Source organism: Shewanella sp. Choline-02u-19, assembly GCF_002836205.1.
Lineage (GTDB): Bacteria > Pseudomonadota > Gammaproteobacteria > Enterobacterales > Shewanellaceae > Shewanella.
The window spans coordinates 2,647,240-2,667,393 of sequence record NZ_PJBE01000013.1; the positions used below are offsets into that span (position 1 = coordinate 2,647,240).

16 protein-coding genes are annotated in these 20,154 nt (G+C 43.8%); 12 read left to right on the top strand and 4 right to left on the bottom strand.

Translation table 11 applies throughout. The features are described 5' to 3' along the window. The first annotated feature begins 44 nt into the window (after nt 1-44). Nucleotides 45-476 (top strand): hypothetical protein, encoded by a 432-nt coding sequence (locus CXF83_RS18185; protein WP_101090529.1) that lies wholly within the window; start codon nt 45-47, stop codon nt 474-476. An 87-nt stretch (nt 477-563) separates the two neighbouring features. Here the strand turns inward: CXF83_RS18185 and erpA are convergent, their stop codons facing one another. Both erpA and CXF83_RS18195 read right to left on the bottom strand, forming a co-directional pair. Then, on the bottom strand, nt 564-914 hold the full coding sequence (gene erpA, locus CXF83_RS18190) for an iron-sulfur cluster insertion protein ErpA (protein WP_101090530.1): 351 nt from the start codon (nt 912-914) through the stop codon (nt 564-566). Continuing rightward, nucleotides 907-1,710, bottom strand: coding sequence for a DUF6776 family protein (locus CXF83_RS18195; protein WP_101090531.1), 804 nt, complete (start codon nt 1,708-1,710; stop codon nt 907-909). Before CXF83_RS18195 ends, erpA begins: the two co-directional genes overlap by 8 nt. Nucleotides 1,711-1,776: 66 nt before the next feature. On the opposite strand from CXF83_RS18195, the gene CXF83_RS18200 reads away from it, so the two are divergent. From CXF83_RS18200 to CXF83_RS18225, 6 genes are all read left to right on the top strand, one after another. After that, nucleotides 1,777-3,492, top strand: a complete 1,716-nt coding sequence (locus tag CXF83_RS18200; RefSeq protein WP_180961210.1) for a chloride channel protein — start codon at nt 1,777-1,779, stop codon at nt 3,490-3,492. A gap of 583 nt (nt 3,493-4,075) precedes the next feature. After that, nucleotides 4,076-4,396 (top strand): c-type cytochrome, encoded by a 321-nt coding sequence (locus CXF83_RS18205; protein ID WP_101090533.1) that lies wholly within the window; start codon nt 4,076-4,078, stop codon nt 4,394-4,396. Continuing rightward, nucleotides 4,396-5,622 (top strand): sulfite oxidase, encoded by a 1,227-nt coding sequence (locus CXF83_RS18210; RefSeq protein ID WP_101090534.1) that lies wholly within the window; start codon nt 4,396-4,398, stop codon nt 5,620-5,622. The genes CXF83_RS18205 and CXF83_RS18210 overlap by 1 nt, the downstream gene beginning before the upstream one ends. Next, nucleotides 5,619-6,029: a cytochrome C gene (locus tag CXF83_RS18215; RefSeq protein WP_374702312.1), complete on the top strand. Its 411-nt coding sequence runs from the start codon at nt 5,619-5,621 to the stop codon at nt 6,027-6,029. Before CXF83_RS18210 ends, CXF83_RS18215 begins: the two co-directional genes overlap by 4 nt. Before the next feature lies 1 nt (nt 6,030). Then, nucleotides 6,031-6,438: a c-type cytochrome gene (locus CXF83_RS18220; protein ID WP_101090536.1), complete on the top strand. Its 408-nt coding sequence runs from the start codon at nt 6,031-6,033 to the stop codon at nt 6,436-6,438. Between the two features lie 325 nt (nt 6,439-6,763). Beyond that, on the top strand, nt 6,764-7,876 hold the full coding sequence (locus CXF83_RS18225) for a glucosaminidase domain-containing protein (RefSeq protein ID WP_101090537.1): 1,113 nt from the start codon (nt 6,764-6,766) through the stop codon (nt 7,874-7,876). A 120-nt stretch (nt 7,877-7,996) separates the two neighbouring features. Here the strand turns inward: CXF83_RS18225 and CXF83_RS18230 are convergent, their stop codons facing one another. Then, a complete protein-coding gene (locus CXF83_RS18230; protein ID WP_101090538.1) occupies nt 7,997-9,859 on the bottom strand; it encodes a methyl-accepting chemotaxis protein in 1,863 nt (620 codons plus the stop codon). Between the two features lie 413 nt (nt 9,860-10,272). Between CXF83_RS18230 and CXF83_RS18235 the strand changes: the two genes are divergently transcribed. The 4 genes from CXF83_RS18235 (at nt 10,273) to CXF83_RS18250 (ending at nt 13,467) form a co-directional block, all read left to right on the top strand. Then, on the top strand, nt 10,273-11,232 hold the full coding sequence (locus tag CXF83_RS18235) for an ornithine cyclodeaminase family protein (protein ID WP_101090539.1): 960 nt from the start codon (nt 10,273-10,275) through the stop codon (nt 11,230-11,232). 208 nt (nt 11,233-11,440) lie between these two features. Further along, on the top strand, nt 11,441-11,974 hold the full coding sequence (locus tag CXF83_RS18240) for an RNA polymerase sigma factor (RefSeq protein ID WP_180960982.1): 534 nt from the start codon (nt 11,441-11,443) through the stop codon (nt 11,972-11,974). A 24-nt stretch (nt 11,975-11,998) separates the two neighbouring features. Next, the gene (locus CXF83_RS18245; protein WP_101090540.1) at nt 11,999-12,529 is read left to right on the top strand and encodes a hypothetical protein; all 531 of its coding nucleotides are present in this window, start codon (nt 11,999-12,001) and stop codon (nt 12,527-12,529) included. After that, nucleotides 12,526-13,467, top strand: a complete 942-nt coding sequence (locus CXF83_RS18250) for a DUF4097 family beta strand repeat-containing protein (protein ID WP_101090541.1) — start codon at nt 12,526-12,528, stop codon at nt 13,465-13,467. Before CXF83_RS18245 ends, CXF83_RS18250 begins: the two co-directional genes overlap by 4 nt. A 56-nt stretch (nt 13,468-13,523) precedes the next feature. Here the strand turns inward: CXF83_RS18250 and CXF83_RS18255 are convergent, their stop codons facing one another. Then, nucleotides 13,524-14,429: a LysR family transcriptional regulator gene (locus CXF83_RS18255; protein ID WP_101090542.1), complete on the bottom strand. Its 906-nt coding sequence runs from the start codon at nt 14,427-14,429 to the stop codon at nt 13,524-13,526. Nucleotides 14,430-15,087: 658 nt separating this feature from the next. Between CXF83_RS18255 and CXF83_RS18260 the strand changes: the two genes are divergently transcribed. Then, nucleotides 15,088-19,995, top strand: a complete 4,908-nt coding sequence (locus tag CXF83_RS18260) for a S8 family serine peptidase (protein ID WP_101092895.1) — start codon at nt 15,088-15,090, stop codon at nt 19,993-19,995. Nucleotides 19,996-20,154 lie beyond the last annotated feature (159 nt).

The window sequence follows — 20,154 nt, forward strand, 5'->3', positions numbered from 1 at the left end:
AAAGATCTACAGCCCCTAATTGTCTGCCTAAAAGAGAATAAAAAGTGGATACCAATAACCCTGCCACCGCTTCCAATACGCTTAGCAAAGTTAACCCGCCGAAACGCCTTATCGCCCTATTAGTCTTTTTGGTACTGATATCCGTCACTGGCCTGATAATGAAGCAAGGGGTGTTGTTTTGTATTCTCACCCTGTTCATGGTGCTAGCCATTATAGGTAAGCAAAAAGCAGGATTAATCATGCTGCGTGTATACACCTCTTTGCAACTGGCCATTGTGAGCATGTTACCTTTAGTACTTTACGATCCTGAAAACTTGGCATCAAGTTTTGCTATCGGCAGCTTTAACGCACAAGTACCTGATTGGATAATATTTAGCATTTTGATTTTGTTAGCGATCGTACAGGTATGGATAGCCTTCACGCGTAAGGTTGGGCAATACTTTAATCGGGAAGTTAACCTTAATATTATGCGTTGACCGATATTAATAGAACAGACACAAAAAAGCCGTCAATTGACGGCTTTTTTATTGAACGACACTTCAGTGCCTAACGCTATAATCAGTTTACACTGAGAAGCTAGCACCACAACCACAGGTTGTCGTTGCATTCGGGTTTTTCACGAAAAAGCGTGAACCTTCTAGGCCTGTAGTGTAATCCACTTCACCACCAACAAGGTATTGTAGGCTCATAGGGTCAACAACTAACTGAACACCCTGCTTCTCTACAGTAAAGTCACCCTCGTTTACTTTTTCATCAAAAGTAAAGCCGTATTGGAAACCAGAGCAACCGCCACCTGTTACGTATACACGTAGTTTAAGTGCGTCATTTTCTTCTTCATCAAGCAAGGTTTTTACTTTTGACGCTGCCGCATCAGTAAAGCGGATTGGCAGAGCATCTTCAGCTTGTTCAGTCATTATTACCTCTTACATCTAATTGCTGTGCAGAATTATCTAATACCTGACCGTTTTGTTCAAGTACTATGCTCTGCTCATTTTCAGTGACTCGTAATTCTTGTGAACTGTATTCTTGTTCAGTTTGTGAACCTTTAGCCCAGCGACTCGCTGGCACGGTAACTTTGGCCTTCACTCTAGACAAGATAAAACCATCTGGCAAAGTGAATTCTGTCTCTAACACCTGAAAATACCTAAACTTAAATTTAAAAGATGCATCACTTAGCTCAGATAACTTAATTGACTTAGGTTTACCGTCTTCAAATCCGATGAATGTCACTTCACTTCGCCCTGACACTGAACGTTTGCGCTTTTCGAGTTGAGTGAGCACTAACTTAAGCCTATATTGACCGGGTATAAGCTCTGCAGATACCTCTAAGCCATTAATCGAAACGCCATCGGCGCTGTTTTCCGGTGCCATTACACTGCGATAAAAAGCCAATTCTCGCGCTAACGACTGCTGCTTACCCTCTTGCTCAACAAACATAGTGTGCATATTGGCATTAGTCTCTCGCGCTAATGCTAATTCAATATTGCGTGCGGCGAGGGTCTTTGCTTGCGCATGTAGCTGCGCTGAAAGCGCCTCAGTTCGATCAGCTGGTTGCTCTACTTTCACTGCAAAATAGCTCGAGCCAACATCAAAGCACAGTGCCCCTAATACTAATGAAGACACTACCAACAAAGATAAATATACGCTTGAGGTACGAAATTGTCGTTCAATCACTTGCAAGCGATCGATCCAACGATGATAATTTGCCATTAAGTAACAGCCCCTTAATAAAAATCTCACATTTCAATGCGAATGTGACAATCAAAAATTTTGGAAATGTCTGTGTATCAAACAATCGTTAAAATGCGACAGCAAACAAAAAAGTATCTCAGCACTGATCTCAAAGATACGCTTTCTCAAGCAAAAGTCAGTGTTCAGCTGTGTTTACTCGCATTGCTTTTTGCGTTGTTTGCGTCAGCTGTCATCCTACTTTTTAGATTGCTCTTAGTGTGGTTTGACACCTATACCCAGACTCAAGCTCTGAATTTTACGGATATCATCGACGACTGGCGAGTGTTATTGCCACTTTTCGGCGCTTTTTTAATTTGGGGTGTGGCAAAGATGGGATCTCAGCGTTATAAACGCATGGGAATAGCCTATGTAATTCATCGTGTTAAGCTGCATTACGGCAAAGTTCCACTGCAATCAGCTCCGGGGCAATTCTTCCAAGCCTTGTTTGCACTTGCCACTAACTTTTCGGTCGGACGTGAAGGTCCCGCCGTTCATCTTGGTGCTGTCAGCGCCAGCGTACTGGCCGAAAAATTTAAACTGCCCGATAACAGTGTTCGCATTATGTGTGCCAGTGGCATCGCTGCTGGTATCGCTGCCATCTTTAACGCTCCTCTCGCCGCAGTGATCTTTGTTTTTGAAGTCGTGTTACGTGAGTACAAAATTCACTACTTTTTCCCGATTATGCTATCTGCCATTTGCGGTGCATTAAGTAGCCAAGTTGTTTTTGGCAACGTCCATGAATTTGAACAGATTGGCGCTGCCGTCATTCCTCTAAGCCAGTATCCCTTGCTCGCACTATTTGGCATTGTGTTGGGTTGCATTGCCGCAGTGTTCAATCACACCTTGCTTAGCGTCACAGCTATGGGGCAACAGTGGCCACTACTGCAACGCTTGTTATTGGCAGGTGCCATTACCACTCTCGTCGGCCTTATATTGCCCGAAGCGATTGGTAGCGGCGAGTTAGCCATTGCAGAAACCATTAGTGAGCATCCCAGCATTCTGTTTTTAAGCGCCATATTGATTGGTAAAATGGTGGCAACGATTGCCGCTATTGGACTCGGGATCCCTGGCGGTTTGATTGGTCCGCTTTATGGCATAGGGGCGTTGCTCGGCACTATCTTAGCCTTGGTTTGCGCTATGTTTTTCCCGTCTATCGCGCCTTATATTGGCTTATACACCATCATTGGTATGACAGGCATGATGGGCGTCTGTTTAAGCGCGCCACTTGCCGCGTTAGTCGCTCTAATAGAGCTGACTGATAATGCCTCTATTATTTTGCCATCGATGTTTGTGGTTATCCCGGCATTTTTGATTTCACATCAAGGATTTAAAACCAAATCGATTTTCTTCAAACAACTTGAGATTATGGGCCTTGGATATAAAGTGGCTCCGGTTAATTTAGGGTTGCAAAAAGTCGGTGTTCGTCACCTTATGGACAAACGCTTCGTGATTATTAGTAATAATGACGAGCTGCTGCTTGAGGTGTTAAAACGCGCAGAAGGTCGCTCGGTGTTAGTGCGCAATGCCATAAACGAAGTCGAGATGATACAACTTGAGCTGCAAGCCAGTGATGATGCGACGACGTTGACTCGCCACCCCATTCAAGGAGTACCTGATACCGCAACGCTCAATGAGGTGTATTTAATTTTGTCGAAAGCACGACGAGGCGAGGTTTATATTTATCAAGAAAATAAAGACCATATAGTCGGTGTCATCAACTGGGCCTCGTTGCAAAAAGAGATCAGTTTAGGCCAAGTTTAATGAATGAGTTTAATGGCTGCTTTACTGAATGAGTTTAATCGTCATTAAACGCTCTTCCCTACAGAAAAACAACAACTATCTCGCGTTGATTATTAGCCAGTTTTAAACAATGGTTAGCGCCATGTTAGGCCATAAATAATCAATATTTTTGCGACCTAACACCCTCTGAAAACACCATCTAAATGACTCAGCAAACACTTTTCCCGTCGCTCCTAACTGCTAAAGCCCCTCTAGTCAACATTCACTCACCAATAACTAAACCTGCAACTAGGTTCGTATTAATAGGTTAATTCTAGTTATAAGAAGCAATTTACATTCTACTAAATGGGTTCTTTTATAACTTTTCACAACTTTTTACAGGCTAAAGATCACATTTATCTGTAGTTTTACGATCTCAATCGCCGCACCGGTTAGCGATGTACATTTTTTTTCATGTGCTGTTCCAAAAGGCATTAGCAACTATTGCGTACATGAAACATGTCGCAACGGGTTAGTGAGCAAAAACATCGTCAGATAATCACGTTAAAGGCATCGAGCCTTCGGCGTAAAAATAGCAATAATATCATCCCGAAAAGGGCTACCTATGAGTGTAATGAAGATTAAGTTAGCTGCGTTTATGTTAGTACTTGCTCCGCTTACTGGGCAGGTGCAACAAGCACAGGCACAAGAGAATCAAAAACTGCTCAATATGTGTATCGCCTGCCATGGTATTGATGGCAGCAACAACTACGGCTCTATCCCTCATTTAAAGGGCCAAAATGCGCAATATATGATTGAACAGCTTAAACAATTCAAGTCAGATCAACGTCAAGATAAGACAATGAGCAAAGTCGCCAAACTGCTGACAAAAGAGCAGATGCAGTTTATGGCACATTATTTTAGCACTGGGAAGGAACAATACTGATGGCAATCGATAGACGTAATTTTTTAAAAGGGGCTGTCGCCACTTCGGTAACTGCAATGCTCCCAGCAAGTTGGGCATTTGCCCAAAACCGCCCAGCTGGAATGGCACCACTTGATGTGTCAGCGGTCACTTGGTCAAAAGTAGATGACCTACCTAGCCACTTTAAAGTATTAAACTCCAACCCATTGAATGCCTTTCCCCCAGAGCATTTGCTTGCACCGGTAAAGACCCCTGCCGACGTTGCATTTATTCGTTGGAATGGACAGATGCCAGACTTTGCTAGCATCAATCCCGACACTTGGGAGTTCACCGTTGACGGTGAGTCGATTGAAACCCCAAAAACCTACACCATTGCTGAGTTAAAGGAAAAATTCAAAACCGTGACCCAGCAGTTGGTACTAGAGTGTGGCGGTAATAGCCGTGAGAACTTCTATCCCAATGCCAAAGGTAACCAGTGGAGTAATACCGCTGTGTTCTGCGCCGAGTGGACCGGCGTATTAGTCAAAGACGTACTCGCTGACTGCGGCGTAAAAAGTGATGCCGTGTATACCGCTCACTATGGCCTCGATAAACACCTTAGTGGTAAGGGCGCAGCAATTTCACGTGGCGTTCCTATTGAAGCTGCCATGAATGAAAACGCGATGATTGCTTGGGGCATGAATGGCGAGGATATCCCTTATATGCATGGATATCCTCTACGTATTGTTTTCGGCGGCCGCCCAGGATCCGTATCTCAAAAATGTGCCATCGGCATGGGTGTTCGTGATCGTGTTCACGACGGTAAGAAGATGGGTGCCCCCGCTTATCAAGTACCAAAGAATCCTGTTGCGCCAGGCGAGAAGGTCGACAATAAAGACTTTAAAATTATCGAAGAGATGATTGTTAAGTCTCTTATCACTGCACCGCAAACTGGCGGTGAGTTATCGCTAGGCGATAAATTACAGGTTAGCGGACACGCCTGGGCGGGTACTCGTGATGTTGCTAAAGTCGAAGTCAGCTACGACTATGGCACCACATGGCAAACGGCATCATTAACCAAAGCCGTTAACCCGATGGCATGGCAACAGTGGAGCATTAATATAACACTGCCTCAAACGGGTTATTACGAGGTGTGGGCCCGTGCAACTGATATTAAAGGTGATAGCCAACCTATGGTACAACCACAGTGGAACCCTAAAGGATACCTCTTCAACGGTTGCCATCGAGTAGCAGTAAGGGTCGTATGATGAAAAAAGCACTCTTATTAGTAGCAGTGCTGAGCGCGATGTCATTACCTGCCGCTATGGCGGCAGATACCGCCCCAGTCAAAAGCTATCCGATTGACCCCACTACGGGTCTTATCATGGCACCTGGCTGGGAAGTGGTTAAGCATCAATGTAACGCATGCCACACCAGTCTTATCATTCCACAGAATGTCGGCAGTCGTGAAGTATGGCGCGAGACGATCCAATGGATGATCGATACCCAAGGTCTTTGGGATCTTTCTGATACTTGGGACCCTGTACTCGATTATCTATCGACCTATTACAACGAAACTGAGATTGATATGAAGATCTTCAGACGTAAGCCATTAGATGCAGACAAAATGCCACCAATGCCAGTGGTGTTGTCATCATCGAACAAGGATCATTAATATGGCTAACCGTATATCAAAGGCCATATGGGCCAGTACGCTAATATCAGGGTTACTGTGCAGTAATGTTCAAGCTACAGATAGCTCATTTAAAGACACGCTTGCCGTTGCCGAACTAAAACTTGATAGCAGTGTGCTTAACTATCAAGCCGATGCAAGCAAAGGGGAGATTCTGGTTAACCAGCGTTGTATTGCTTGTCATGGAGACGCCATGCTTAAAATAATGGCAACTTACCCTAACCTAAAAGGCCAAAAGGGCGCTTACTTGTTTAAACAGTTAGTCCAGTTTAAGCGCGGTGAACGTACTAACCCCATTATGCAAGGCCAAGCGGGCATGCTTTCTGAAACTGAAATGAAAGATGTGGCTTACTATTACTCCCAGCAAGTCGCTGCTGATTTGAGCAAGTAATCCCATATTCTCGCTATTAAAATGAAAGCCCAGATTAACCCTCTGGGCTTTTTAGTGCTTGCCAATGAGCCTTGCACAACCTGTTGTGATAACTTGCAAAACAGCTTAACTACTTCAAATATCGTTATAACATGTAAAAATATAGGTGTTCTTACGCCATAACCCGCTCGAAAACAGACCAATACCATCGTCATGTTTCGCCACAATAAAGCGCCAACTTTACAAATGAGTAACAATAAAGGAATATTGAATAAGGATCGACTAGATTTAGACTGTAGCAATAACCTTGATACAGCCTCATCGCTATCACCTAAAGGACGCTTCGATGCTTAGAAAACCTCAGACCCAACTTGCTCTGCTTGCCGCCTCAGTCCTGCTGTTACTTTATGCTGCTAACTCTCAGTTCAATCCCGACAACAGTGACGCAGTCATTAATACTCCAGCACCCGTCACTAGCGCTAAAGTGGCACTCAAAACCCAAGTTAATCAAAGTAAATCAGAGCCAGATAAAACAGGTTCCGTACAGCAACGCATAGTCGCTGCTGATCTTGCTACCGCTTCAAATTCAACTGAAACCCAAATGAGCTTTATTAATGTCTCAGATGCTCGCCCCACTAAGGCACCTAAAGAGATCAAAATAAACTCACTTGATGAATTGTCGTCACTGTTTGATTCGCTAAATTATAATACTCAAAGCTGGATCGATGGCAATCGAGAGGTCCCTAGGCTAACGTTTGAGTCGGTCAGCGAACGCTGGCAGGAAACCTCTAACAATATCCCCGTGCAGCAAAAGAAGATGGTATTTTTCAGGCTAATCGCACCGCTTATTTTAGTTGCGAATGAAAATATCCTCTTAGAAAGGCGCTTAATTGAATCAGCACCATTAGATGATATTGTATTGCTCAATATCGCCGCTAAGTATCGGATAATTACCCGCCTTGACCAGACGATTACCGAGCAGCAGAGACAGATGTTATTAGAGGAGATAGACATACTGCCGCCGTCATTAGTATTAGCCCAAGCGGCTGAAGAAAGTGGCTGGGCAACCTCTAGATTTACGGTCGAAGGCAATGCATTTTTCGGTCAATGGGATTTCAGCGGTAATGGCATGATACCGAAACAGCAGCGTAAGGAGCTTGGCAATTATGGCTTAGCCCGTTTCGACACGCCTTTAGCATCCGTTGAGGGCTACATGCTTAATCTGAACACCAATAATGCTTATAAAAAGTTACGTAGCCTAAGGGCCAACCTTCGTGCCAGTAACGCCGCTATTACCGGCATTGAACTGGCGGGTACTTTAGACAAATATTCAGAAAGAGGCCAAGCCTACATTGATGGGATAAGGCAGATGATCCGTTATAACAAGTTAGACCAAGTTGACGAAGCCTACTTAAGTGACGCTGCGCCGCTACACCTGCTTTCAAGTGCCGACCAATAGCGGGGGTTTCAAGAGAGTATCAACACTGCTAAAACACTGCATATTTAACCAACGCAAAAGTAAAAAGGGTTAGCCTATTCAGCTAACCCTTTCGAAAGATGAAACTTTACCTTTAAGCTTTTACACCTTAAATTTACTCACGGCGTGCAGTAAAAACTCTGCCCGTTCTTTAACATTCTCAGTCGCTGATGAGTTCGCAACCGCTCTATCAGCGGTCTCTTGCGCAATATCTCTAATAACAACCACATTTTTATTCACTTCAGTCGCCACCATGCTCTGCTCTTCAATCGCAGCCGCTATCTGAGTGCTCATGTCCATTATATTAGTAACATCGCTGTTTATCAGCTGTAGAAGTGCCCCTGCAGAAGCAGCTTGCACCGCGCTTTCATCACCTTGAATTCGACTAGCTTCCATCACTTTCACAATAGAGCGAGTTCGGCTCTGTAAAGTCTGAACAATGGCAGAGATCTCTTCGGTAGACTCTTGGGTTCGCATGGCTAAACTACGCACTTCATCGGCCACAACAGCAAAACCACGACCCTGCTCGCCTGCTCTTGCAGCCTCAATAGCCGCATTCAATGCGAGTAAGTTAGTCTGATCTGCTATCGACTTAATCACACCAAGCACTCGGCCGATAGTCTCACTGTCCTTTTCGAGCTCATTGACAACAACTGCAGATTGATTGATTTGCTGTGCCAAAGACTCAATTTTTTCAATGGTTTGCTCGACACCTCTTTGACCTAGCAGTGCATTATCATGGGTGCTACTAGCCTTGTTAGCTGCCAGTTCAGTATTTTTAGCGATCTCTTCAATGGTGGCACCCATCTCGGTGATTGCGGTGGCGACCATATCAGTTTCATTTAATTGGCTTATCACACCTTCAGATGCCTGAGTGACATTACCGGCGAGATCTTGGCAAGACTGATTCATAGTGCCGACGGATGTTGTCACCTGTTCAATCAACTCTTGAAAACTTTCTACCATGCTATTGAAGTGTTTAGCGATTTGCCCAAGTTCATCATCACTACTCTCATCACATCGCATCGACAGATCTTTATTCACTTCAATCTGAGTGATAATTGCGGTGATCTGTTTAACAGGGTCAATAATACTGCGAATAATCAAAAAAGTTGCGCCAGATAACGCCAGTGCTATCAATACTGCTATCGACAAACCTAAGTAAAATGCAGACTCTTCCTCGTCTTGAATCGCAGTGTTGGCTAACGATTCAAGCTGCGCCAATGCACGATCAGTATTAGCAACCGCTTGCCTTAACTCGCCCATTTGACCTTGGGTGACAGATAAGCCGAGTTGCTGCTCTTTAGTGACCAGCTGTTTAAAATCTGCATTATATTGCTGAATGAGTGTGCTGATCTGCTGTTTAGCGGCAGGAGTAACGGTCGATTGAGCTAACACGGTCTCGAAATTAATTAAGCCATCATCAAACTTTGCCACGTAACTTTGGCTGCGCCTGAGCATAAAGTCTTTTTCTGCTCGACGTAATTGCAGCATCTGCACCATTAATGCGGGTTGATCGTATTGTTTAACCAGAGACTCGACTTGATGAACCGCATCACGCAGTGCGCCGTATAAACCCGCCTTTGGTGTTAATCCCATCTGCTGGTGTAACCCTACCACCTTGGTGAATGTGCTTACATAGATAGTAAGATCGCTATTGAAGTTAGCAAGCGCTTGAGTCGGAATGCTGTACTCAGTAAATACGCGGTCCAATTCTCGGGTGAGTAACTTAATGTCATTATGATTCGATTGATGCTTATCGACGTATTTAAGATCCAACCTCGCCAAAAAATCTTTCTCGTCACGGCGAAGGCTCAACACTTCACTTTTGAGACTCGAGATCCCCTGAGATGCTTTAGACAGTTCAGACTGAACTTGACCAAAATAAAGCTGTAAACCAAACATAGCCCCTAGTGCAGCAATAGATACCGCAGCGCTTAAAAGCAACTTGTGGCGAATTAACATATAAACCCCAACAGCAAGATGAAAACATCTAATGAGTAACATTTACGAAGGGCGCGATTCTACAACATTAAACCAGTTAACACCGTATATTTAATCGTTAACACTAGCCGTTAATAAAATAGCAGTACGAAACTATCTTGAGCACTAAAACCACAGTCAATTCAATACCAATAATAAATTGATTTAATTACAGTTTATGGTCCATTTTAACGGTTAAAAAATACTTAGTTTACGTTATCTCAGCCTCACGCCCATTAATCACATGACTGATAAATCAAAGATGAACTCTTTTGGAGTTACACGCTGTTCGTACTGTTGCTGGTCACGCAAAATTAACCATATAGCAATATAAAGTTGATTGATTCATACTGCGACAACTAATGATATAAAATATACCGTTTTCAGGAGCCCTTATGCTAGTCATCAATGCCGAGTCTGTGCACCAGTCTTTAAATTTTAATGAGCTTGTCGACGCGCTCGACGAAACATTCTCTCGTCCCGCAGGTATGCCCCAAAGGCAGGTTTTTAGTCTGGATGAGTCAGCAAGCCACAGTGATGCATTTGCGGTATTACCCTCTTGGAACGACAAAACCATTGCCGTTAAAGCCTTTACTTACTTTCCGGGTAATCCACAAAAAGATCCTAAGCTCGCCAGTCTCTATTCTAAAATATTAATTTTTAATCGGGTCACCGGTGAGCCACAAGCATTAGTCGATGGTACCAGTGTGACATATTGGCGCACGGCGGCCGTTTCTGCACTGGGTAGCCGTTATTTGTCGCGTGAAGATTCAAGCAAATTACTGGTATGTGGTACCGGTAACTTGGCGTCATTTATGGCACTGGCTCATGCTAGTGTGCGGCCGATTACCCAGATTAGCGTTTGGGGACGTAATCAAGATAAAGCGCATGCGACAATGGCGCTTATCCGCAATCAACGTCCTGACATTGAGGTTATCTATTGTGACAATCTCGAAGCCAGCGTACGTAATGCAGACATCATTAGCTGTGCAACAGGCTCTCCTACACCGCTGTTTCCTGGCGAATGGGTTCAAGCGGGCACCCATACTGACTTTGTCGGCAACCACAACCACGATCGCCGTGAATGTGATACAACACTCATCCAAAAATCGGCAGTATTTGTTGATTCAAAGATCAATGTCTTTGCCGAGGCGGGAGAACTACTCATTCCAATTGCAGAAGGGCAATTTTGCTTCGATGAGGTCAAGGGCGAACTGGCACAATTGAGCCAGTCTACAATCTCCGCGCGCGAAAGCGCTGAGCAGATAACCCTATTTAAAACCGTAGGCACTGCGTTATCAGATCTTGTCGGTGCTCAACTGGTCTACGCCAAATTAACTTCAGCTGAGTCTTAATTTTTATCCGGTGAGGCCACTGATACTGGCCTTATTGCTAGCATCATTTCTTATCTCCTCCTCCTAAAATAGCATCCCATCTGGGCATATTCCCCCTCATTAATTAAAGCGGCGATGACGCTAAAAATAATTTATTTTATTTTCGTTTAAACCTTTTTATAGGTTAGCTTTGTCTTATCTATATCGGTAAGCACATAAGGAACATGTAGTGACAGCACAAATAAAGGTCTTGCAGCAGAGTTCATTCAACGAGCCGGATCTTATCGATAGTGCAAAAAAAGGCGACAAAGCTGCATTTAAACAGCTTTACCAACAACACCATCAACGGGTGTACGCGCTATGTTTTCGCATCACCGGTCAAGTTGCCTTAGCTGAAGATGCCACTCAAGACTGTTTTGTCACCTTGTGGCAGAAATTGCCGCAATTTAAAGGCCAAAGCCAATTTACCACTTGGTTGCACAGTTTATCGGTTAACCAAGCGCTCAATAGCCTCAAGAAACATCGTTCGTTTTGGTCTCGATTTGTAGCATCAGAAACTGATGCTGAAGCGGTACAAGATGAATATGAAGATCTCGACAAAATCTTAGTTAAATTACCAGAAAGAGCTCGAATTGTTTTTGTACTATTTGCACTTGAAGGCTACAAGCATGAAGAGATTGGTCAGCTAATGGGAATTGCGTCTGGCACCAGTAAAGCGCAATACCATCGAGCGCAAAAGTTACTCGCTGAAATGCTGAATTAGATGATGCTGAAAAAGGACGCACAAATGAGTCATTCACAAGATAAGTTACAGCAATTAATAGCCAAAGCGCCTAAATCATTAGCGCCAGAACGTGAGCTTTGGTCAGGTATAGAGAAACAACTCGATAAACCCGAATTTTCTCAGCCAAATCAGTGGCGCCGTATTGCTGTAGCCAGCATCATTTTGTTAACCGGGATATTGGGCACGACGATGTGGAGCAACGGCGTCATTACGCCGCTCTATACAGCGCAATCAAATACATCTCCGCTACTGATAACGTTATCAGAGATCAAGCTAGAACATCGGCAACAAATTGCACTATTACAACAAAGTCATAAGGTCAACTGGCAATCCACCGAGCTTGGTCTGCCGTTAAATCAAGGCATTGAGCAGCTAAGAAAAGCGGCCGAAAAAATCTATCAAACACTCACCAAAACACCCCATGACAAAGAGCTATGGCAGCTTTGGCTTTGGACCCAACAAAGAGAAATCGAATTATTACAGCAGGGGCAAACACTGCCAGCTGCAGAGCAAAATCAGGGAGCACTAATATGAATAAAACACCGCTTATCAGCCTTGCATTAACCACACTGTTTATTAGCCAAACAACACTTGCAGGCACCACAGTGGATCAAACTCAACAAGTCGAATCGAATCCCAAAGTCAGTATTAATGTCTCACGAGGCGATGTCGTCTTTAAGTCATGGGACAAGAGTGAGATTAGCGTTAAAGGCGAGCTTGATGAGTTGAGCGAGGGGCTAACTTTTACTGTTAAAGGCAACCATGTAGTCATCGAGGATGAAATGCCAAGGCAATACAGCGGCAGCAATAAAGATGGCTCGCAACTGACCATCACACTGCCACGTCAAATTAAACTGCAGGCTGAAGCTATATCTGCAAATTTCCGTATCGATGCATTTGACGGAAAAATGGATATCAGCTCTGTCAGTGGCGATATAAAAGCCAGTAAACTAAGTGATAAAGTGATGCTGCATACCGTATCAGGAGACATATCCAGCCGTGAGCTTGGTGGCAAAGTAATGCTTGAAACCGTCTCAGGTGAAATAAAAGATACTGATAGCTCAGGCAAAGTCGGTTATCGCCTTGTCAGCGGCGAGTTAACGGCCAATACCAAAGCTGACCAAGTCTCTGTCGAGCTGGTATCAGGTGATGCAACTGTGGCGCTTGCCGATATTGATAGCTTGAGTATAAAAACAGTCAGTGGTGATATTGACCTTTCCATTGCCAGCCTTAAAGACAAAGCAAAGCTCGGCAGTGTCAGCGGTGATATCAACATCCATTTTACTAACGAGGTAAACGTCTCCTTTGATATCAATGGTGGCCCGGGCGGCAGTATCAGCAATAAGTTAACGGCTGATAAAGTGACAACAGAAAGGTATTCACCGCAAACGTATCTAAAATTCCAAGCGGGAGATGGCAGCGCCAACCTCAGTGCATCTACCATTAGTGGCGAGATTAAGTTATCTAATTAGTCCAAGGCTCAGTTTAATAAAAAGGTAACCCTTGGGTTACCTTTTTAATATTATCTTTACGACTTAGATGCTTGCAAAATAAAATTAATAAAACGTTCATCGGCTAAACTCAAGCGCTTGTTTTTAAGATAAACAATACAAAATCCAGCTTTTATATTTGGCATATTCTCAACATTTAGCGCCACCAGCCGCCCCTCTTTCAGTTCTTTTTCAACCGATATTTCTGGCGTGATCACCACCATATCGCAGTTATATAATGACTCCTTAATAGGCTGAAATTGGTCGAACCTTACTAAGCCCGAAAAATCATGTCTATCAAGATCAAAGAGGTCATCAAATTGTTCTGCAAGTTTTTTTGGCATTGAGCGTGCGACGGCTAGCGGATAGTCCCTTAACGTCGGCAGATAGACATGATTCTCCAATAACAAAGGGTGTTCAGGTCGACAACAAAATATAGCATTTGATGCAGGTAGTGGCACCACGATCAAATCATCCTGTTCATCAAGAGAGGTTGCTTTCGCTTCCGCAATAAATAGCGATAAACTGCCTTTGAGCAATAGTTCATGCAAACGGCTCCATTTCTCCACTTTAAGCTCGACACTTATCTTGGGGTTGTCTCGAATAAAAGGGCCTATCACAGGGCCAATTAAACTGTTGGAAGGAATAGGGCTAGCGCCGATGATTAGCTGGCCAGACTCGATCCCTCTTAGAGATTGGATCTCAGATTCTAAATAATCAACATGATAAATAATGCTCTCGCCATGTTCCAATACCAACTCACCATAAGTAGTGAGTGATAAACTATTAGCACCACGCTTGAATAGCTTAACGCCGAGTAAATCTTCCATTTTTTGAATACTTCGAGATAGAGACGGTTGCGCAAGATTTAACTGACTAGCGGCTTGATTAAAACTGTTTAGTCTAGCTAGCACCATAAAGTGCTTTAAATGCCTTAACTCCATAATCTTTGCCTGCTTTTAATTATTTTATTTAGCAAAGACAGCTCTCATTGTCCCCCGACAATCAATGCGAAAATAGATTGGTTTTATATTTATGACTAATTTAATCGTCTGATTAATTAGTTTTTTATTAAGCTAACGACTAAAGCAAATCAGTTCAAGCTATCCAATTAACAATTTGTATCAGGTATCCGTCGACTTAAACAAAAAACTAGTTTAAGTATTTGTTATTTTTAGTTAATAACCTTAACAAATAGCACTTTCACAATCTTTCCTTTCTATTTCCATTTCACAACAAAAAAACCAAAACGAACAAATTATTAACAAGTTGTATCAAACTAGCAGCCATCTACCAGCAAAATAAGAACAGCAGCACAACATGAAATACTATCCAGCGTAAGCTAGGGCAAACACAACCACCAGTAAGACGCAAACTAACAACTGCTAACACCAGCAAAGCCAACATGCACAATATTAATACCCAAACCAGCGTAATTTAACAAACTGATACGTGTAGCGCGTAAATGCATAAAACGCATACCCCCATGCATATTACGCATTGGATTGTTAAGCCCTTCATGTTTAAAAATCGACCTCGAAAGAATATCCCAATGCTAGATATTAGCCCGATCGAAATAACAAAAAAAATAGGGAATCTACAATGAAGTTAAAAAAAATAAGCATGGTGACCATAGCGGCGATTTATGCCGCGGGGGCCGGTGCTGTAGCAGCTGATAGTGCAGTGAAATCCTCAGCACAAGAAAAACATGATTTCATTAAAGAGGTCTCCATTACTCCTCAAATGGTGGCAGATAGTGAAGCACGTAAAGTAAGAGCTGACCGATTTAATCCGGGTAACACTCAACAAGCCACCATTAGCCAAGCGAATACCCACAGAGCAGCTGCACAAAAAGTTCCATTCAAGTGGGAAGCTGACGTCGAAGGAATTCAAACCTATATTATCGAGTTCAATGACAGTCCAGTTGCCACTTATAATGGTGGGATATCGGGTTTATCAGCGACTAATGTTCGTGGGTTATCAAAAGTCCCTTCAAGCCTAGTCGCTAGTCATTCCTATAAAATTGATGTTAATAGCCAAGAAGTTAAAAGCTATGTTCATTACCTAGAACAAAAGCAAGCGCAACATATCTCAAACGTTACCGCCATTGTTGGCAGTAGTGCGAAAGTGAACCGAACATTCAAATTTGCACTTAACGGTGCAACAATGAAGATGACGCAACAGCAAGCCTCTCGCGTAGCAAAACTAGCGGGGATAAAAAATATCCAACGCTCAATTAATTACAAATTGAATACCGATGTTGGCCCAAAACATATTAAAGCCGATGAGATATGGATCCCTAATACACAATCTTTAGCTAACAAAGGCGAAGGTGTTGTGGTGGGAATTTTAGATACCGGTATCAACTCAGACCACCCCTCTTTTGCAGCAGTGTCTGGTGATGGCTACACTCACAACAATGCCCGCGGTCAATTCTACGGCGATTGTGAAAAAGTAGAATTTGCGAGCATGTGTAACGATAAGCTCATCGGTGTGCGCTCATACCCAGTGATCACCGATTCTTATAGTGACCCTGCATTTCAAAACCTTGGTTATTCTGAAAAAGTCGACCCTAAACGCCCAGAAAACGGTGAAGATTACCAAGGACATGGCTCGCACACGGCATCTACAGTGGCGGGTAATGAACTGTTTGATGTCCCCTATCAATTCCCCCAATATGGCGAAACCAATGACGGCTTTGATACTGAGCTGACTTTCGCGCATATGTCGGGTGTAGCACCTAGGGCAAACATCATATCTTATCAGGTGTGTTACCCAGGAGATGGTTCATATGGTGCCGGCACTTTTTACGGCACCGAACAATATCAAGGCTGCCCAGCTGAAGCCTTAGTCAGCGCTGTTGAAGATGCGATCATTGACCAAGTTGATGTGATTAACTTTTCTATCGGTGGTGGTGAAAGTAACCCATGGGAAAGTGTCTTAGAGATGGCGTTTCTATCTGCCCGTGAAGCGGGCATTGTGGTCGCAGCATCTGCAGGTAACTCAAGTTATGCGTTTATCGATCACGTTGCACCTTGGATCACTAGTGTTGCAGCCACAACTCACGGTCGTACCGTTGAGTTTTCAGAGAAACGTCTAGAAAGCCTATCTGGTGGTGACACCAACGCGCCAAGTGACCTTATTGGTGCAGGTTACACCGAAGGCTTTAGTGGCAGTATTGTATTAGCGGCTAATTATGGCGATGAAAATTGTAATAGCCCATTTACCGCTGATACGTTCACTATTGATCAAATAGTGGTGTGCAAACGTGGCGATATCTCGCGCTTAGAGAAAGCCATCAATGTACAAGCTGGTGGTGCTGGCGGCTTTGTTTTATATAACGCTGACTACACGCAAGATGCACCTAATGGTTATCCTGAACCTAATGACCCCTATGTCATTCCAGGCGTGTTAATACAAAGCTGGCCAGGTCAGCAATTAACAAGCTGGTTGTCGTCAGGCACGGACCATATGGCAAGCATAAATGCTTCAAGCATGAGCACAGCAATAGGTGAGGCTGATTTCGTCGCAGACTTCTCCTCTCGCGGCCCAAGCCTTACAACACCTGATTCAATGGCGCCTAAAATTGGTGCTCCAGGTGTTGATATTTATGCTGCATTCGCCGATGACCAACCTTTCACCACCTCACCTTTTACATCCGACTATACAATGATGTCTGGTACCTCAATGGCTGGGCCTCACATTGCTGGTTCTATGGCGTTGCTGAAGCAACTAAACCCTGAATGGACGCCTGCTGAAATTGAATCTGCGTTGATGATGACAGCAAATAATACAGGAACAATCACAGGGCAATGGGGTGACATTGTTGCGGCTGGATTTAATGATTTTGGTAGTGGTGTCGTTAATGTGAAAGCGGCCTCTATGGCCACGCTAGTGATGGACGAAACTGCAGATAACTATCGTGCTGCTAATCCCCATAATGGCGGCGATGTATCATCGCTTAACACCCCCTATTTATTTGGCACTGCTTGCTCATTAAACTGTAGCTTTGTGAGAACATTCCGCGCAACTGAAGATGGTGCATGGAATGTAGAGATGGAAGAGCACACCGCTGAAGGCCTGGCTCTATTGCAGCTCTCGGCAAATCCATCAAGCTTTACGTTGAAGAAAGGTCAAGTTCAAACCGTACAGTTTAGTGCCAATGTTTCTGATATTGGTAACGTCTATGGGGGAATTCAAGATGTGGAGCTTGAAGGTCATGTCACCATTACCCCACAAGATACAATGAAACCGGCACAAACTTTACCGATGCGTATTGGTTTTAATTCAGACGGTTTACCGAATGATCTTTCAATGAATATGCACAGAACTAAGAGTGTTGCGCTTACGCCTGAATTGTTCACAAAACAGGTCGGTGCGGTAAAAGTCAGTGGATTAGTCAAGGGCGAACAACAGGTTCATAACTTAGTGCCATATTCGTTAGGCATAGGAACACCTGATGATATTGACAATGACCCTGGTATTGCTCAAATCAACTTTATCATCCCTGAAGGCACTAAACGTTTTGTATTTGAAGTGACAAATATTGAAGGTAATACTACGGCTCACGATACCGCAATCGATATCGGCTTCGACGCTAATGGCGATGGCCGAGCACAATGGAGTGATGAAGCAATCTGCTACTCATTCAGTTATGCACGTGACTTCTGTGCAGTAGAAAACCCAACCCCGGGTGACTATTGGGCATTAGTGGGTAACTACACCCTGTATGATCCTAACTACCCAATGGACAAGGATCAACCATTAGGAATAACCAGTTCGCTGGCTATTATTCCAAATGAAATGAATGGCGAATTGAGTGCTGAAATCGTCGGCGAAGCTAATGGGGCTGACCCTTACCGCGTTAATTTAGCATGGGATGTACCCACAGCTGAAGAAGGCGATGTGTACTATGCTGCCGTTGAGTTAGGCCGTAACGACGAAAACCCAACTGACGTAGGAATGATGGGACTTCGTTTAGAAACTAAGGGGTCTGACCTTACTTTTGAAGCTAGCCAAGATGCAGCAAAAGCGGGTGATATTATCGACTTCTATATGGAAGCCGATCCCAACATGATGGAAACAGATCGCAACTTCAGCCTAAAAGCAGTGTTACCTGAAGGGCTTACATTGGTGAAAAGCAGTGTTGAGGTTGCAGGTATCTATGCTGATATGGCTACCATTGATGGTAACAATCTCACCATCGAAGGTGTTCAACCTACATCAGCTTATACCCCTCGGGAATATGTGTGGACGACCAACGAAACAGATCCTTTATGTCGCCAGCCTTATGCAGATGCCGACTTCCAAGAGAACTTCATAGACTTGGGGCAAATAATGCTTCCAACTGTTATTGAGGGTGGTGCTTGGGACTCATTAAGGCTAGACATTTGGCAACTTGGTTTCGACAAGGTCAATCACTATGGGCAGGACAGAGACGGTCAAATGCAAATAAGCCCCGGTGGTTATATCGCCTTTGATCAAATGCCTTACATGAACTGGGGCCACATGCCAATGGAGAACTTAGCGTTCCCAGATACCATGGTTGCACCACTTTGGCATAGCGAAGGTCGTATCAACCCAGGCTTTGACATGCTGACGGGGGCATATAGCGGCGTATATGTAGCAAGGACTGATAAAGAACTCCTTGTCCAGTGGAATAACATGACGGTTAACGATTGGTGGACAGGCGCCAATGGTAGTTATACCTTCCAGACCATCTATGCGGTAGAACCTGATTTCACTCCAGGTAAAAATGAAATCATCTTCGCCTATAAACGTCTTGATGAATCATTAAAAGGTAAAGGCTCAATCGGTACTCGTGGCTACCATGGTTTCCGTAACCCTTGGGCACCTAACGAAGGTTGGTTAGCTGACACATTTGCCTTTGATAACGTGCTTGATAAAGTATCTGAATTCTCAATGGTTTGTGGTAACTATCAAGGCCCAGAGCAAACAGCGGTGAAAGTTAAGTTCAGTGCAGTGGTTAATAACAACGCAGCAGGAAACAATATGGACCTTGTTATCAGCAGTGATTATGATAATGCCGTCACTAAAACTATCACCCACAATGTGATGGTTAACGGCAACATCAACATGGGTCAATTCAACGATGTCACTATCGATGAAAACACTAAGTTAACAGATCTAGCGGTTGTCTATAGCACGAGTACTAACACTGATAAAGTTATCAGTGTCAGTGGTGATAACATCACGGCGATGATAAACGGTCACACCTCTGGCTCAATGGTAGACGTTATGCCTGATAGCGATTGGCATGGCAGCACCATGGTTACTGTTACCGTAAGCGATGCTGCCAATAGCAACGATATGGTATCAAGCAGCTTTATGTTGACGGTGACTTCTAATGGTGTTGAACCAACGCCACCAGCCACTGAGACACCAGATGAAGAAGTTGAAGAGGGAACGGATGATTCAAGCGGTGGTAGCTTAGGTTTTCTAGCGCTAGCATTGCTCGGATTATTTGCAGGACGTCGTAAGCTACATTAATCAGTAAGAGCACAAAAGTTAAGCATTTGCGATTTGCTTAACCTTGTCTTTGGGCCCTCAATTGAGGGCCCTTTTTTGTGCATTCTTCATTATTTAGAGGGCAATATTACAACCAATGCAGATGATTAATGACTCCCAGATACAACAAAGCACCGAACG